This window comes from Aureimonas sp. Leaf454, assembly GCF_001424685.1.
GTDB lineage: Bacteria > Pseudomonadota > Alphaproteobacteria > Rhizobiales > Rhizobiaceae > Plantimonas.
Map to the genome: position 1 here is coordinate 118,927 of NZ_LMQT01000021.1, position 12,690 is coordinate 131,616.

The 12,690-nt window shown below is 66.7% G+C and carries 12 protein-coding genes; 3 read left to right on the forward strand and 9 right to left on the reverse strand.

From position 1 onward, the window contains the following. The 8 genes from ASG43_RS15870 to ugpB form a co-directional block, all read right to left on the reverse strand. Window positions 1–360 carry a response regulator gene (locus tag ASG43_RS15870; protein WP_056507089.1) on the reverse strand — a complete coding sequence of 120 codons (360 nt, stop codon included), beginning with the start codon at window positions 358–360 and terminating at the stop codon, window positions 1–3. A 155-nt stretch (window positions 361–515) separates the two neighbouring features. After that, window positions 516–1,337 carry a bifunctional allantoicase/(S)-ureidoglycine aminohydrolase gene (locus ASG43_RS15875; RefSeq protein ID WP_056507090.1) on the reverse strand — a complete coding sequence of 274 codons (822 nt, stop codon included), beginning with the start codon at window positions 1,335–1,337 and terminating at the stop codon, window positions 516–518. A gap of 252 nt (window positions 1,338–1,589) precedes the next feature. Further along, on the reverse strand, window positions 1,590–2,309 hold the full coding sequence (locus ASG43_RS15880) for a Crp/Fnr family transcriptional regulator (protein WP_056507091.1): 720 nt from the start codon (window positions 2,307–2,309) through the stop codon (window positions 1,590–1,592). A gap of 153 nt (window positions 2,310–2,462) precedes the next feature. After that, a complete protein-coding gene (locus ASG43_RS15885; RefSeq protein WP_056507094.1) occupies window positions 2,463–3,005 on the reverse strand; it encodes a cupin domain-containing protein in 543 nt (180 codons plus the stop codon). A 102-nt stretch (window positions 3,006–3,107) separates the two neighbouring features. Next, window positions 3,108–4,172 (reverse strand): sn-glycerol-3-phosphate ABC transporter ATP-binding protein UgpC, encoded by a 1,065-nt coding sequence (gene ugpC, locus ASG43_RS15890; protein ID WP_056507097.1) that lies wholly within the window; start codon window positions 4,170–4,172, stop codon window positions 3,108–3,110. Window positions 4,173–4,339: 167 nt separating this feature from the next. Further along, the gene (gene ugpE / locus ASG43_RS15895) at window positions 4,340–5,188 is read right to left on the reverse strand and encodes a sn-glycerol-3-phosphate ABC transporter permease UgpE (RefSeq protein WP_056507100.1); all 849 of its coding nucleotides are present in this window, start codon (window positions 5,186–5,188) and stop codon (window positions 4,340–4,342) included. Next, a complete protein-coding gene (gene ugpA / locus ASG43_RS15900; RefSeq protein WP_056507103.1) occupies window positions 5,188–6,075 on the reverse strand; it encodes a sn-glycerol-3-phosphate ABC transporter permease UgpA in 888 nt (295 codons plus the stop codon). Before ugpA ends, ugpE begins: the two co-directional genes overlap by 1 nt. A 22-nt stretch (window positions 6,076–6,097) precedes the next feature. Continuing rightward, window positions 6,098–7,399, reverse strand: a complete 1,302-nt coding sequence (gene ugpB, locus ASG43_RS15905; RefSeq protein WP_056507106.1) for a sn-glycerol-3-phosphate ABC transporter substrate-binding protein UgpB — start codon at window positions 7,397–7,399, stop codon at window positions 6,098–6,100. Window positions 7,400–7,663: 264 nt separating this feature from the next. On the opposite strand from ugpB, the gene ASG43_RS15910 reads away from it, so the two are divergent. From ASG43_RS15910 to ASG43_RS15920, 3 genes are all read left to right on the forward strand, one after another. After that, window positions 7,664–8,869, forward strand: coding sequence for a multidrug effflux MFS transporter (locus ASG43_RS15910; protein ID WP_056507109.1), 1,206 nt, complete (start codon window positions 7,664–7,666; stop codon window positions 8,867–8,869). A 255-nt stretch (window positions 8,870–9,124) separates the two neighbouring features. Continuing rightward, window positions 9,125–10,837 (forward strand): PAS domain-containing methyl-accepting chemotaxis protein, encoded by a 1,713-nt coding sequence (locus ASG43_RS23760; protein WP_280137223.1) that lies wholly within the window; start codon window positions 9,125–9,127, stop codon window positions 10,835–10,837. Between the two features lie 116 nt (window positions 10,838–10,953). Next, window positions 10,954–11,934, forward strand: a complete 981-nt coding sequence (locus tag ASG43_RS15920; RefSeq protein ID WP_056507115.1) for a phosphoribosylaminoimidazolesuccinocarboxamide synthase — start codon at window positions 10,954–10,956, stop codon at window positions 11,932–11,934. 28 nt (window positions 11,935–11,962) lie between these two features. On the opposite strand, the gene aroQ is transcribed toward ASG43_RS15920, so the two are convergent. Next, entirely contained in the window at window positions 11,963–12,406 is a 444-nt protein-coding gene (aroQ, locus tag ASG43_RS15925) for a type II 3-dehydroquinate dehydratase (RefSeq protein ID WP_056507118.1), read from the reverse strand. Window positions 12,407–12,690 lie beyond the last annotated feature (284 nt).

Here is a 12,690-nt window from a genome sequence, read left to right on the forward strand (position 1 = left end):
TCAGGCCGTGGCGTTCGCCTGCGCGGCCACCGTTTCCAGCGCCTTCGTATCGTAGGGCTTGGGAATGAGGGGCCACTCGGTCGGTCGGACGTTGACGTAGCCCGAGACGAGGACGATGCGAAGGTCGGGCCAGCGCTGCGAGGCGATGGCGGCGAGCTCCGGTCCCGTCATGATCGGCATTCGGCAGTCGCTGAAGAGCAGGCTGACATCCGAACGTGCTTCGAGCATCGCCAGCGCCTCCGCCCCGTCGCCGGCCTCCAGCACCTCGAAACCCATGTCCTCGAACATGTCGACCGCGTTCATGCGGACCAGGGCCTCGTCGTCGACGACCAGAATGACCTTTCGAACGGAACTGCTCATTGTCATGCACCCGTTGCCCGGCCAACGATCGGCCGTCCGGGTCTAAGGCTTTCCCGCGAGGAAGGTTGCAGCGCGGCGGGAGATTATCGCCTCGCGGAGGAGTCCGGCCGGCCCTTTGGCCCTGCGGGGAACGGCGCGGCTTCTGCCGTTCCGTCTCACCAGAGAGGCGCGTGGCGGTTGACGTCCTTGTAGAGGAGGTAGCGGAAGCGGCCGGGGCCTCCGGCATAGCAGGCCTGCGGACAGAAGGCGCGCAGCCACATGAAGTCGCCGGCCTCCACCTCCACCCAGTCCGCGTTGAGACGGTAGACGGCTTTGCCTTCGAGCACGTAGAGCCCGTGCTCCATGACATGCGTTTCCATGAACGGGATCGTGCCGCCGGGCTCGAAGGTCACGATCGTCACATGCATGTCGTAGCGCAGATCGCTCGGGTCGATGAAGCGCGTCGTGGCCCAGGTGCCGTTGGTATCGGGCATCGCCGTCGGCGCGATCGAGCTTTCGTCGGCGAAGATCGCATCGGGCATGGCGAGACCCTCGACCGGCTGGAAGGCCTTGCGGATCCAATGGAACTTCGCAGGCGCGGCGCCGTCGTTGCGCAGCGTCCAGGCGCGGCCGGACGGCAGGTAGGCGAAGCCCCCCGGCGCCAGGGAGTGGGACGCTCCGTCGAGCGTGATCGTGATCGCGCCCTCGACGACGAAGATCGCCGCTTGCGCCCGCGCGTCCGGTTCCGGCCGATCGCTGCCGCCGCCCGGCTGCACCTCCATCACATATTGCGAGAAGGTCTCGGAGAAGCCCGTCAGCGGGCGCGACAGGATCCAGGCGCGCGTGCCCTCCCAATGCGGCAGGAAGCTCGTGACGATGTCGCTCATCACGCCGCGGGGGATCACCGCATAGGCGGTCGTGAACACGGCCTTGCTGGACAGGAGTTCCGTCTGTGCGGCGAGACCGCCGAGCTTCGAGAAATAGGACGGAGCGCTCATGCTCGGTTTCTCCGGGGGATGGATCGTTCGGCGGGAGGGTTCCTACAGCATCGGACCGGCGACGGGAATCGCCTTTCGACCGGTCACCCGCGCCGAATCAAGGGGATAGGACGGCACGCCCTTCGCCCGGACCTTTCATGCGGCAGCCTGGGGCACCGATCTGCCCGCCGCATCGAGAGCCGTCATCCCGTAGCCTTCCCCGGTTGTGGATGGGGCGGACCCTCGTCCGGCCCTGGAAAGGCCGTGCAGGTGTCAGGCCGCAGCCGGCGAGCCGAACAGGCGCTCGTATTCTGCTTCCGCCGCACCGTAGGAATCGCCCGCGAGTTCCTCCAGCTTGGCACGGTCGAGAACGACGATGTTGGCGCGCTTGGCGCGGATCAGGCCGTTTCCCTCCAAAACATGCGTGGCGGTGGTGATGCTGGAACGCCGCGTGCCGAGCATCATCGACAGGAATTCGTGGGTGAGGGGAAGTTCGTCGCTGCCCAGCCGATCGTGGGTCATCAGGATCCACCGCGCGAGCCGCGATTCGATGCCGAACCTTGCATTCGCGTAGGTGGTCCGGCTCATCTGGATCATTAGGCACTGGACGTAGCGCAGGAGGACGTCGCGAAAGCCGCGGCTCTCGTCGAAGGCCGCGCGGACGATCGCGGCGGGCACCCGGAGCGTCGAGCCGGTCGCCTGGACGATCAGGAGGTTCGGGCTCCGGTCCGTGCCGAGAAGGATCGAGACGCCGCCGAGCCCTTCCGGCCCGACCATGCCCACCTCGACCCGCTCGTCGATTGTCTGCGCGATGATGGAAACGATGCCCTCCTCGACGAAGTGGAGATGGGCGATCGGCGTGTCCGGCTCGATCAGGACCTCGCGGAGAACGAGGTCGACCGGCTCCAGATGGGCTGCCAGTCGCTCGAAATCCGCGGGATCCAAGGCGCGAAGAAGCCGGTTCCGGAGCCCGTTCTGCTGAAGACGCGGCATGGTCTCGGTCCCTTCGATGAGGGCAAGAGCACAAGCGGTCTCTCAGTCGCACCGACCCGTTCGAGACTGTGATGCGATCCTCTGTACATAGGCAGCTAAAGGCCGAAAGCCAGCCGGGGTCCTGCCCCGGCCGTCCGGCATGACGGCGGTTCGTCAGGGATGCCGGTGGATCGGATCGACCCAGTAGACCGTCTCCGGCGCCTCGACGGGGTCTACATCCCCGATGTTCACCACCACCGCCTCGTTGTCGGACCGCACCAGCACGCAGTGCAGCGGCTCGCCGGGATCGGCGTTGATCTCCTGGTGCGGCACGTAGGGCGGCACGAAGATGAAGTCGCCCGGACCGGCTTCGGCGACGAATTCCAGCCGCTCGCCCCAGCGCATGCGCGCCCGGCCGCTGACGACGTAGATCACGCTTTCCAGCGCGCCGTGATGGTGGACGCCCGTCTTGGCATCGGGCTCGATGCGCACCGTTCCGGCCCAGATCTTCTGGGCGCCGACCCGCGCCTGATTGATCGCGGCCTGCCGGAACATGCCGGGCGTCTGCGCCGTGTTGGGATCCAGCGTGTCGCCTTTGATCACGCGGATGCCGTCGTGCTTCCAGCGGGGCTCTTCGCCGGACGCGTCAACGCTCGATGGTCCGTGCCCGTGCCGATGGCCGTGACCGCCTGCCCCGGATGCCGTTTCGTCGCTCATTGCCGTCTCTCCCGGCGACCGGTCCCGCCCGATCGCGGGAATCTCCCACAGATACAGTGCCGGCGCCGCCCGGTCGATGGACCGGGGAGGCGAGGGCGCGTCTCAGTCGGCGAGGCGCCGGCCGTTGGGTCCGAAGGCATGAAGCGCCGAGCTCGGCGCGAAGATCGGCATCCGCTGGCCGATGTCGAGGCCCGTTCGGCCCGCGACGCGGAAGATCACCGGCGACGTGCCGCCCTCGATCGTGCCGTAGACGTAGCTTTCCGCGCCGACGAGTTCGATCGCGGTGACGAGAACCTCGGCGGAGAAGCCCTCGATGCCATCGCCGATCGCGAAGGCTTCGGGACGCACGCCGAGCGTGAAGGCGCCGTCGCCGGCGGGTACCCGGCCAGTCAGCCGGCCGCCGCCGTCGACGAGGACGCCGCCGCCGCGCCGCTCGGCGGGCAGGAGGTTCATGCCGGGCGAGCCGATGAAACCGGCGACGAAGAGGCTGGCGGGCTTCTCGTAGAGATCGATCGGCCGGCCGACCTGTTCCACCAGACCGGCATTGAGGACGACCAACCGGTCGGCGAGCGTCATCGCCTCCATCTGGTCATGGGTGACATAGACGCTGGTCGTGGCCAAGGCACGTTGAAGCCGCCGGATCTCGATCCGCATCTGGACGCGCAGCTTGGCGTCGAGATTGGAAAGCGGCTCGTCGAACAGGAAGGCGGCGGGCTCGCGCACGATCGCGCGGCCCATGGCGACGCGCTGGCGCTGGCCGCCGGAGAGCTGGCCGGGCTTGCGATCGAGGAAGGCGCCGATCTCCAGCGATGCCGCCGCCGCCGCCACGCGCCGCTCGATCTCCTCGCCCTTCATGCCCCGGTTCCTGAGGCCGTAGGACAGGTTCTGCCGAACCGTCATGTGCGGGTAGAGCGCGTAGTTCTGGAACACCATCGCGATGTCCCGGTCGGCCGGTTCGACGTCGTTGACGACGCGCCCGCCGATCTCGACCGTGCCGGAGGTGATCGTCTCGAGTCCCGCGATCATGCGCAGGAGCGTCGACTTCCCGCAGCCGGACGGGCCGACCAGCACGAGAAGCTCTCCGTCGGCGATCTCAAGCGAGATGCCGCGCACGGCCTCGGTCTCGCCGTAGCGTTTGCGCACGTCTTTCAGACTGATGGGGGCCATGGTTTAGGGTCCGTCTGGAAATTCGGGTGGGTCGGTCCATCGGAGCTTTTCCGGTGCCGCATCGTTGCCAATCCTCGCCGATGCCGCCGGCATCGACTGCGTTTGGCGCCTTGCGGCACCAAAAAATCTTTCGATGGCCCTCAGCCACCGAATTCCCAGACGAACCCTTACTTCTCGGACTCGACGAGGCCCTTCACGAACCATCGCTGCATCAGGACCACGACGAGCACCGGCGGCAGGATCGCGAAGATCGCCGTCACCATGACGAGGTTCCACGGCGTCTCGGCATCGGCGAAGGAGACCATCTTTCGCAGCGCGATGATGATCGTGTTCATGGAATTGTCGTTCGTGATGAGGAGCGGCCAGAGATACTGCGTCCAGCCGTAGATGAAGAGGATCACGAAGAGCGCCGCGATGTTGGTCTTCGACAGCGGGATCAGGATGTCGCGCAGGAAGCGCAGGGGTCCCGCCGCATCGATGCGCGCGGCCTCCACGAGTTCGGCCGGGATCGTCATGAAGAACTGGCGGAACAGGAAGGTCGCCGTGGCAGAGGCCATCAGGGGCAGGGTCAGGCCGGTATAGGTGTCGATGAGGCCGAGATCGACCATCACCTTGTAGGTCGGCAGTATGCGCACCTCGACGGGCAGCATCAGCGTCAGGAAGATCAGCCAGAAGGCGACCATCCGGCCGGGGAAGCGGAAGTAGACGATGGCGAAGGCCGACAGGATCGAGATCACGATCTTGCCGACCGCGATGGCGGTCGCGACGATCGCCGTGTTCCAGAGAAGCCGCGCGATGGAGACCCCGCCGATCTGCCCGACGCCCGAAAACAGCGCCGTGCCATAGTTCGTTGCGAACTCGGCTCCCGGCGTCAACGGCAGCGGCGGCGAGAGGATGGTCTGGATCGTCTGCGTCGAGGCGACGAACGTGTAGTAGATCGGAAAGGCGACGATCAGGATGCCGAGGAGGAGCACGCCATGCGCGATCGCTCGGGCGAGGGGGCGGTGTTCGACCATCAGCTGTAGTGAACCTTGCGCTCGACGAAGCGGAACTGGATGGCGGTGAGGCAGATCACGATGGCCATCAGGATCACCGACTGCGCGGCGGACGAGCCGAGGTCGAGATTGACGAAGCCGTCGTTGAAGACCTTGTAGACCAGCGTTTCCGTCGCCTTGGCCGGCCCGCCGCCGGTGACGGCGTGGATGATGCCGAACGTGTCGAAGAAGGCGTAGACGCAGTTGACGACGAGGAGGAAGAAGCTCGTCGGCGCGATCAGCGGAAAGACGATCGTCCAGAAGCGCTTCGGTCCCCGCGCGCCGTCGATCGCGGCCGCCTCGATCAGGGAGCGCGGCACCGATTGGAGGGCGGCCACGAAGAACAGGAAATTGTAGCTGATCTGCTTCCAGGCCGCCGCGACGACGACGAGCACCATCGCCTGGTCGCCGTTGAGAAGCGGGTCCCAGTTGTAGCCCGTCGCGCGCAGCATGTAGGCGAAGGTGCCCATGGTCGGCGAGAACATGAAGAGCCAGAGCAGGCCCGCCACGGCCGGCGCCACCGCATAGGGCCAGATCAGAAGCGTCCGGTAGAAGCCCTTGCCCCGGACCACGGTTTCCGCCGCGGTCGCCAGGAACAGGGACAGGCCCATGGCGAGCGCCGCGGTCGCGAGGCTGAAGACGAGCGTCACGCGCAGCGCGTGCAGGTAATTCGGGTCGGCCAAGACGGCCTGGAAGTTTTCGAGGCCGACGAACTCTGTGACGAGCCCGAAGGCGTCCTCGCGCAGCACCGACTGATAAAGGGCCTGGCCGCTCGGCCAATAGAAGAAGACGAGCGTCACCGCGATCTGCGGGCAAAGCAGGAGATACGGCAGGACCTTGTTCGGAAAGACGACGCGCGGAGAGGCCATCGGGCTCTTTCGGTCCGGCGGCCTAGCGCGTCGCCGCCGCGATGGCCGCGTCGGAGCGCTCCTTGGCCTTGGCGAGCGCCGTCTTGGCGTCCTGGCTGCCGTTCAGCATGGCCTCGAACTCCTCGTTCTCGATGTCGCGCACCTGCGGCAGGTTCACGAGCCGGACGCCCTTGGAGTTTTCGGTCGGCGCCTTGCCCATCATCTGGGTGATCGGCGTCTCGCGGCCGGGATTGGCCTCGTAGAAGCCGCTCGCCTTGGTGGCTTCGTAGGCCTCGAGCGTCACCGGGAGATAACCGGACTTCTGGTGCAGGCGGGACTGGATCTGCGTCTGCGACAGGAAGTTGAAGAACTGCGCGATGCCCTTGTACTCCGCGTCCGACTTGCCGCCGAAGACCCAGAGGCTGGCGCCGCCCGGGATCGTGTTCTGCGGCGCTCCGTTGCCCTTGGTGTCGTAGGGAAGCTGGCCGATGCCGTAGTTCATGCCGGATTTGACGACGTCGCCGAGCCCGCCGGAGGATTCGGTCAGGATCGCGCATTCGCCGGACAGGAAGAGCTGCTTGGCCTCCGCCGTGCGCCCGCCGTAGCGGAACACGCCCTCCTTGGCGAGATCGGCGATCGCCTGGAAGTGCTCGACGAAGATCGGCTGGTCGATCGCGAGCTCCACCTTGCCGCCGGCCAAGCCGTTCTCGCCGCTGGCATAGGAGACGTTGTTCCAGGCCGCGAAATTCTCGAGATGGATCCAGGTCAGCCAGGTCGAGGTGTAACCGCAGGCCGCGGCTCCGCTGTCCTTGATCTTGCGGGCGGCGGCGAAAACCTCGTCCCAGGTCTTGGGCGGATTGGCCGCGTCGAGGCCGGCCTTCTGGAAGGCGTCCTTGTTGTAATAGAGGATCGGCGAGGACGAATTGTAGGGGAAGGACAGCATCGTGCCGTCCGGCTTGGAATAGTAGTTGACGATGCCGGGCAGGTATTTGGACTTGTCGAACGTGTAGCCGCCCTGTTCCAGCACCTCGGCGACGGGCTTGATCGCGCCCTCGGCGCCCATCATCACGCCGGTTCCGACGTCGAAGACCTGGATGATCGCCGGCGTCTGCTTGGCCCGGAAGGCCGCGATGCCGGCGTTGAGGGTCTCGGGATAGGTGCCCTTGAAGACGGGCTTGATCACGTAGTCGCCCTGGCTGGCGTTGAACTCCTTGGCGAGTTCCTCGACCACCTCGTTGTTGGCGCCGTTCATGGCATGCCACCACTGGAGTTCGGTCGCGGCATGGGCGGAACCCGCAAAGGCGGTGCCGAGGACGAGGGCGCTAAGGATCGAGCGTCGAGACATGGTGGACCTCCCGGTGGGATCGAGGGGGCCGGTCCCCCTGAAAGGACCTGCACCTAATCGATCGCCATTTCAGTTTTGCGACGGTCTTCGCCGTCTGCTCCCGTCGGCACACAGCCATCCCGGCGGCGACACGTCAACTATTGGATGCTTACCTGATGAATTGATCTGGGGATCGCAGGCGGCGATCTCGCCGCTATGTGGGCAGACCGGCGCGTCCGATCCTGATAGGACGCAAGGACCCTCCCTTTCTGGATCGCCGCCGCCATGGCCAGCACCTATCGACGCCACGCCGTGGTCCTCGGGCTCCTCTCGGCCGTCGGCCCCTTCGCCATCGACATGTATCTGCCGGCATTGCCGAGGATCGCGGCCGATCTCGACACATCCACCGCTTCGGCGCAGATGACGCTGACCGTGTTCTTCCTGACCTTCGGCCTCTGCCAGCTCGTCTATGGGCCCCTGTCCGACGTGGTCGGACGCAAGCCGCCGCTGTTCTTCGGCATCGCTGTCTTCCTCGCCGCATCGATCGGCTGCGCGCTGTCGACGACCATCGATCAGCTGATCCTGTTCCGCGCCTTGCAGGGCATCGGCGCTTCGGCCGGGATGGTGATCCCCCGGGCGATCATCCGCGATCTCCACACGGGCGTCGAGGCGACCCGGCTGATGTCGCTCGTCATGCTCGTCTTCAGCGTCTCGCCGATCCTCGCGCCGCTCGCGGGCAGCGCCGTCATCGCGCCCTTCGGCTGGCAGGCCGTCTTCGTGGCCGTCAGCCTCGCCTCGCTCGTCGCCCTGGCGCTTCTCGCGACCCTTCTGCCCGAAACCCGGCCGCCGGCCGCCAGAAGCCGCGCGAGCCTTTCCGATCTCCTCCAGGGCTTCGCGACCCTTCTCGGCGACCGGCGCTTTCTCGGCCTCAGCTTCATCGGCGGGCTCGGCATGGCGAGCTTCTTCGCCTTTCTGGCCGGCTCGTCCTTCATCTATATCGACCATTTCGGCGCGACGCCGATGCAGTACAGCTTCGCCTTCGCCTTCAACGCGATCGGCTTCATCGGCGCCTCCCAGTTCGCGGCCCATCTCGGCGAGCGCTTCGGCATGAGCCGCGTCGTCCTCGGCGCGGTCTTGGCCTATGCCGCCTTCGCCGCCCTCCATCTCGGCATGACGGCGATGGGGGCGGACAGCCTGCGCGTGATGATCCCGATGCTGTTCCTGACCTTCGCCTTCCTGGGGCTCGTCGTTCCCGCCTCGATGGTCCTCGCCTTGGAGGCGCATGGGCCGATCGCAGGCCTCGCCTCGGCGCTCGGCGGAACGCTGCAGATGCTGACCGGCGGCGTGGTGGTCGGTCTCGTCAGCCTCGTCTCCGATGGAACGCCCCTGCCGATGGTCGCCGTCATCGCGATCTGCGCCCTCGGCGCCGTCCTTCTCAGCCTCGCCACCCTGCGCAGCCGCAGGGGCAGACCGGCGACGTCCGGCGCCTGAAGCGGGTGCCCCGCGCCCCCCGCTCCTGACGTCCGACGAGCCGTGCGGCGGCGGGATGCCCGCCTCGAACCGCGGGAACGCTGCCGGCCGACGCCGGCCGGCGTGGCGCCGGCCGCTCATGCGACGACTCCCTTGGCCGGCGCTAAAAATTCACTCGCTATTTATCAATGAGTTAAGGACTGCCCCCTCATAGGTACCAAGAGGAAATACTTAGCCGAGACCTCGAAGACCCGTCCGGCAGGAGCCATGATCGACGTGCTGAACCTTTTCGCATCGCATTCCCGTCGGGTTCTGTCGGCGCTCGACCGCTCGATGGCCATCATCGAGTTCGATCCGTCCGGACGGATCCTGCGCGCGAACGGCAATTTCTGCGATCTCATGGGTTACGAGCCGGCCGAGATTGCCGGCCGGCATCATCGCATCTTCGTCGATCCCACGGAGGCAGCCTCGTCGGACTACGAAGGCTTCTGGGCTCGCCTGCGCGGCGGCGACTTCCAATCCGATGATTTTCGCCGCATCGCCAAGGATGGCCGCGACGTCTTCATCCGCGGCAACTACAATCCGGTCGCGGACGGCGCGGGCCGGATCGTGAGGATCGTGAAGTTCGCCAGCGACGTCACGGCCGCGAGGCTGATCCAGATGGAAGCCGCCGCCCGGAACGATGCCGTCGACCGCGCGCAGGCGTCGATCGAGTTCACCCTGGACGGAACCATCCTCGGGGCCAATGCGAACTTCCTGGCCGCGATCGGCTATGAAAGGGAGGAGATCCTCGGTCGCCACCACGCCATGTTCGTCGATCCCGAAGACGCCGCATCGCAGGCGTATCGCGACTTCTGGACGAAGCTGCGGGACGGTCACTTCGTCGCCGACGAGTTCCGGCGGATCGCCAAGGGAGGACGCGAGATCTTCATCCAGGCGTCCTACAATCCGCTCTTCGACTCGCGCGGCCGCGTCGTGAAGGTGGTGAAGTTCGCGACCGACGTGACGCCCCGCGTGAAGGCGGTCACGAGGCTCGGCTCGGCGCTGGGGGGGCTGGCGAACGGCGATCTCGACGAGACGATCGTCGAGACCTTCACGCGGGATCTCGATCCCATTCGGCAGAGCTTCAATGCCTCCGTCTCGACCCTCAAGGGCGCGATGAAGGCCATCCGCCTGAACGGAGAGGGCATCCAGTCCGACACGGATCAGATCCGCATGGCGGCCGACGATCTCGCCCGGCGAACCGAGCAGCAGGCCGCGGCCCTGGAGGAGACCTCCGCGGCCCTGGCCGAAATGACGTCGACCCTTCGGCAGTCCAGCCGACGCGCCGACGAGGCGGGCGACCTCGTCTCCCGGACGAGGACGCAGGCCGAGCAGTCCGGCCTGATCGTCACCCGGGCCGTCGACGCCATGGGTGAGATCGAGACATCGTCGAACGAGATCGGCACCATCATCGGCGTGATCGACGAGATCGCCTTCCAGACGAACCTTCTCGCGCTGAATGCCGGCGTGGAGGCCGCCCGGGCCGGCGAGGCGGGCCGGGGCTTTGCCGTCGTCGCCCAGGAGGTTCGCGGTCTCGCCCAACGCTCGGCCGAGGCCGCCAAGGCGATCAAGGGCCTGATCTCGACCTCGCGCCATCAGGTGGAGGTGGGGGTCGATCTCGTCGGGCGGGCGGGCGAGTCGCTGAAGGCCATCGTGGAGAAGGTCGGCGAAATCGATGCGCATGTCGCCGCCATCGTCGAATCGTCCCGCAGGCAGGCCAGAGGGCTCGGCGAGATCAATGCCGCCGTCACGACCCTCGACAGCGGCACGCAGCAGAACGCCGCCATGGTCGAGGAGTCCACGGCGGCCTGCAACGAGCTCTCGCGGGAGGTCCATGCGCTGAACCGGCGGCTCGGCCAGTTCAAGATCGACGAGGAGCGCCCGTCGCCGGCCGGGAACGCCTCCCCGGTGCACGACCTGCGGGCACGCCTGTCCCGCGCCTGCTGATGCCCGGCCTCCCACGCTCCGGATTCGAACGTCTCACGTTTCGAAAATCGGATCCGGTTTTCCAGCCGATGCTGTAAGACGTGGCCCGACCTTTCCTCGTCGAACCGAGCCATGCCATGGATCTCTCCCTTCTGCGCGATCACGCCGGTCGCGTTCTTCCCGCGGCGGCCATCCCGGAGCTTCCGAACGCCTACAGCGGCAAGGTCCGGGAGAACTACGATCTGCCGGACGGACGTCGTGTCATCATCGCGACCGATCGGCTGAGCGCCTTCGACCGCATTCTCTGCGCCGTGCCCTTCAAGGGGCAGGTCCTGACGCAGACCGCGCGCTTCTGGTTCGGCGAAACCGCCGACATCTGCCGCAACCACGTCCTCGACAATCCCGATCCGAACGTCGTCATCGGCCAAAGGCTCGACATCCTGCCGGTCGAGATCGTGGTGCGCGGCTATCTCGCGGGAACCACCAGCACCTCCATCCTGACGCTCTACAAGGGCGGCGCGCGCGCAATGTACGGCACCCGGCTGCCGGACGGCCTGCGGCCCAACGAGCGCCTCGCCGCACCGATCATCACGCCGACCTCGAAGGCTTTCGACGGCGGCCATGACGAGCCGCTGACGCCGGACGAGATCCTCGATCGCGGCCTTCTGACGCCGGCGCAGTGGGAGGAGGTCAGCGCCCATGCGCTGGCGCTCTTCGCACGCGGTCAGGCGATCGCCGCCGAGCGCGGCCTCATCCTCGCGGACACGAAATACGAATTCGGCACCGATCCCGACGGACGCATCGTCCTTGCCGACGAGATCCACACGCCGGATTCCTCGCGCTACTGGAAGGCCGGCACCTACGAGGCGCGCTTTGCTTCCGGCGAGCGACCGGAAAGCTTCGACAAGGACGTCGTGCGCAGCTGGGTCGCCGAGCGCTGCGATCCCTATCGAGACGAGATCCCGCCGATTCCGGCCGACCTCGTCTTCGAAACGGCGCTCGTCTACGTCGAGGCCTTCGAGACGATCACCGGGCAGACCTTCGCGCCGGATCTGGCCGGGGCGAGCGTTCTGGAGCGCATCCGCTCCCGGCTGATGCCGCTGTTCGGCGCGGTCTGACGGAGCCAGACCCGGCCGCGCGGCGCGATCAGCTTTTCTCCGCGATCATGGACGCGATCCGGCGCAGCGCCAGACCGTAGCCTTGCGTCCCGAGCCCGGCGATCACGCCGTCGGCGCGCAGCGATACGTAGGAGTGGTGGCGGAAGCTCTCGCGCTTGTGCACGTTGGAGATGTGAACCTCGATTACCGGACCGTCGAAGGCGTTCAGCGCGTCGAGGATGGCGACGGACGTGTGGGTGAAGGCCGCGGGATTGATCACGATGCCCGCGCCGATCTCGCAGGCCTCGTGCACCCAGTCGATGATCTCGTATTCGCGATTGCTCTGGTGGAAGCGGATCTCATGGCCGAGTTCGATGGCGGTCGAATGGCAATCCACCTTGATGTCGGCGAGCGTCGTGCTTCCGTAGATCTCGGGCTGCCGCTTGCCGAGCCGGTTGAGGTTCGGACCGTTGAGAACGAAGATCAGGCTCATGGCAGACGTCCTCCGGGCGCTCGCGTCTCTGCGACCGGATCGTGGACCGGCCGTCGCGACAGGCAGGGTTCCGGTTGCGGAAATTCGACGGGCCTGTCAAGCGGCGCGCATTCGGCCGATCGCATCCTCCGCGCGTCATCGCCTCGGCAGGGCAGGTCCGCCAGGGCGTCCGGCGGCTCCCGTGCTGACCCGAAGGCACCAAGGACGCGCCGCGCTGCGACCAGCCGCGATGCCTTAGCCGGCTAACGGGGATCGGAAGCCGCCTTGACGCGTTCGGTCGAGAC

Bases quoted from the DNA above. Each gene is read 5' to 3' on its own strand.
- ASG43_RS15870 (WP_056507089.1), bottom strand. From the start codon at position 360: ATGAGCAGTTCCGTTCGAAAGGTCATTCTGGTCGTCGACGACGAGGCC.
- ASG43_RS15875 (WP_056507090.1), bottom strand. From the start codon at position 1,337: ATGAGCGCTCCGTCCTATTTCTCGAAGCTCGGCGGTCTCGCCGCACAG.
- ASG43_RS15880 (WP_056507091.1), bottom strand. From the start codon at position 2,309: ATGCCGCGTCTTCAGCAGAACGGGCTCCGGAACCGGCTTCTTCGCGCC.
- ASG43_RS15885 (WP_056507094.1), bottom strand. From the start codon at position 3,005: ATGAGCGACGAAACGGCATCCGGGGCAGGCGGTCACGGCCATCGGCAC.
- ugpC (WP_056507097.1), bottom strand. From the start codon at position 4,172: ATGGCCCCCATCAGTCTGAAAGACGTGCGCAAACGCTACGGCGAGACC.
- ugpE (WP_056507100.1), bottom strand. From the start codon at position 5,188: ATGGTCGAACACCGCCCCCTCGCCCGAGCGATCGCGCATGGCGTGCTC.
- ugpA (WP_056507103.1), bottom strand. From the start codon at position 6,075: ATGGCCTCTCCGCGCGTCGTCTTTCCGAACAAGGTCCTGCCGTATCTC.
- ugpB (WP_056507106.1), bottom strand. From the start codon at position 7,399: ATGTCTCGACGCTCGATCCTTAGCGCCCTCGTCCTCGGCACCGCCTTT.
- ASG43_RS15910 (WP_056507109.1), top strand. From the start codon at position 7,664: ATGGCCAGCACCTATCGACGCCACGCCGTGGTCCTCGGGCTCCTCTCG.
- ASG43_RS15920 (WP_056507115.1), top strand. From the start codon at position 10,954: ATGGATCTCTCCCTTCTGCGCGATCACGCCGGTCGCGTTCTTCCCGCG.
- aroQ (WP_056507118.1), bottom strand. From the start codon at position 12,406: ATGAGCCTGATCTTCGTTCTCAACGGTCCGAACCTCAACCGGCTCGGC.